At 62.9% G+C, this 2,455-nt stretch carries 1 protein-coding gene; it reads left to right on the plus strand.

The genetic code is table 11. The annotated features are described in order from the left end of the window. A partial coding sequence (gene trbE / locus EN990_RS35085; RefSeq protein ID WP_127388575.1) for a conjugal transfer protein TrbE occupies window positions 1-2,289 on the plus strand: 2,289 nt, incomplete at its 5' end. Window positions 2,290-2,455 lie beyond the last annotated feature (166 nt).

Below are 2,455 nucleotides of genomic sequence, written 5' to 3' on the forward strand. Positions count from 1 at the left end.
CCTGACAGCCGGTTCCCCGATTCTGCATCTGCGCTTCTCGACATCGAACGGCGCGAGCAGTTCGAGAGCAGGAGCGGCCGAGGCCCGTTGCAGTGGAGCGGTCGCCAGCCGGACGGAGAGCTGTTCGAGACCAGCTATTTTCTCAGCATCGTCTGGCTGCCGCCGGCCGAGGACCTCTCGCGGATGGAGAGCTGGCTTTACGAAGGCCGGGAAAGGAGCGGCGTCGATCCCCGGGAACTGCTGAAGAGCTTTGTCGACCGTACCGACCGTGTGCTGGATCTGTTCGAAGGCTTTGTTCCAGAGGCTGCATGGCTCGCCGACGGCGAGACGCTGACCTATCTGCACTCGACGGTCTCGACCAGGCGTCATCGTGTCCGGGTTCCGGAAACACCGATGCATCTCGATGCACTTCTGGTCGACCAGCCGCTTGCCGGTGGACTGGAGCCGCGACTGGGCGACATCCACCTGCGCACGCTGACTATCATCGGGTTCCCGACCACTACCTTTCCGGGGGTCCTCGACGATCTCAATGCGCTTGCCTTCCCCTATCGCTGGTCGACGCGGGCGATCCTGCTCGACAAGAGCGATGCGACCAGGCTGCTGACGAAGATCCGCCGGCAGTGGTTCGCAAAGCGGAAGTCCGTCGCCGCGATCCTCAAGGAGGTGATGACCAACGAGGCATCCGTGCTGGTCGACACCGACGCGGCAAACAAGGCAGCCGATGCGGACGCGGCCCTGCAGGACCTCGGCTCCGACCAGATCGGACAGGCTTACGTCACGGCGACGCTCACTGTGTGGGATGCCGATCCGTCGATCGCGGACGAGAAACTCCGCCTGGTCGAGAAAGTCATCCAGGGGCGGGATTTCACATGCATCGCCGAGAGGATCAACGCCATCGAAGCCTGGCTCGGCAGCATTCCCGGCCATGTCTACGCGAACGTCCGCCAACCGCCACTATCGACGCTGAACCTCGCCCACATGATCCCGCTCTCGGCAGTCTGGGCGGGACCGGTTGAGGATGAGCATTTTCGCGCACCGCCGCTGTTCTTCGCCAGGACTGAAGGCGCGACGCCGTTCCGCTTCAGCCTTCATGTCGGCGATGTCGGTCACACCCTTGTCGTGGGTCCGACGGGCGCGGGCAAGTCGGTCGTGCTGGCACTTATGGCCCTGCAGTTCCGGCGCTACGGGAACAGCCAGATCTTTGCCTTCGATTTTGGTGGTTCGATCCGCGCGGCAATGCTCGCCATGGCGGGAGACTGGCATAATCTCGGCAGCAGTGCGTCGAACGGGCAGGGAGCGCACGATCCGCTTGCCCTTTTGACCCTGGCGGATCTGTCAGACGACATCGACACCATTTCGCTTCAGCCGCTTGGCCGCGTCCACCACGTTCCCGAACGCGCCTGGGCAGCCGACTGGCTTGTCGACATTCTTCTGCGCGAAGGCGTCCCCGTCACGCCGGAGGTGAAGGAACATCTCTGGTCAGCACTGACATCACTGGCCTCCGCCCCGGTTCAGGAACGAACTCTGACCGGCTTGACGGTGCTGCTGCAATCATCGTCGCTGAAGCAGGCGTTCCGGCCCTATTGCATCGGCGGTCCCTATGGACGGCTGCTCGATGCCGAGCACGAACGTCTTGGTGACACATCCGTACAGGCGTTCGAGACCGAAGGGCTGATCGGCACCGGTGCGGCACCGGCCGTGCTTGCCTATCTCTTTCACCGCATCGAACAGCGAATGGACGGCCGGCCGACACTGCTGATCATCGATGAGGGCTGGCTGGGCCTCGATGATGGCGGCTTTGCAGATCAGCTGCGCGAATGGCTGAAGACGCTGAGGAAGAAGAACGCTTCCGTTATCTTCGCCACGCAGTCGCTCTCCGACATCGACGGCAGCCTGATCGCGCCGGCCATCGTCGAAAGCTGTCCGACACGGCTGTTCCTGCCGAATGAGCGCGCGAGCGAGCCACAGATCACGGAGATATACCGGCGCTTCGGTCTCAACGATCGCCAGATCGAGATCGTCGCCCGAGCGATGCCCAAGCGCGACTACTACTGCCAGTCGCGGCGCGGGAACCGGCTGTTCGAATTAGGCCTCGGTCCGATCGCGCTGGCGCTTTGCGCTGCGTCCTCGAAGTCCGACCAGGCGGCGATTGATCGGATAATCGCTGAGGCAGGCCGAGACCATTTCCTCGAGGCCTGGCTTGCCGATCGGGGTCTTCCCTGGGCGGCCGACCTCATCCCCGATCTGACCAACGTCATCGACCAATCCGCAAAGGAGGTTTCTCCATGAAGTCCGTTCCTGCACGTCACCGCATCCGCCGCATAGCCGCCGCCGGTGCCCTTGTTGCCGCTGTTGCACTGTCAGCGCCACCGGCATCGGCGTTCATTGTTTTTGATCCCAGAAACTATGCCGAGAATTTGCTCGCGGCATCGCGAGCCCTTGAGCAGATCAACAA

It is taken from the genome of Mesorhizobium sp. M7A.F.Ca.US.005.03.1.1, from assembly GCF_003997975.1.
Taxonomy (GTDB): domain Bacteria; phylum Pseudomonadota; class Alphaproteobacteria; order Rhizobiales; family Rhizobiaceae; genus Mesorhizobium; species Mesorhizobium ciceri.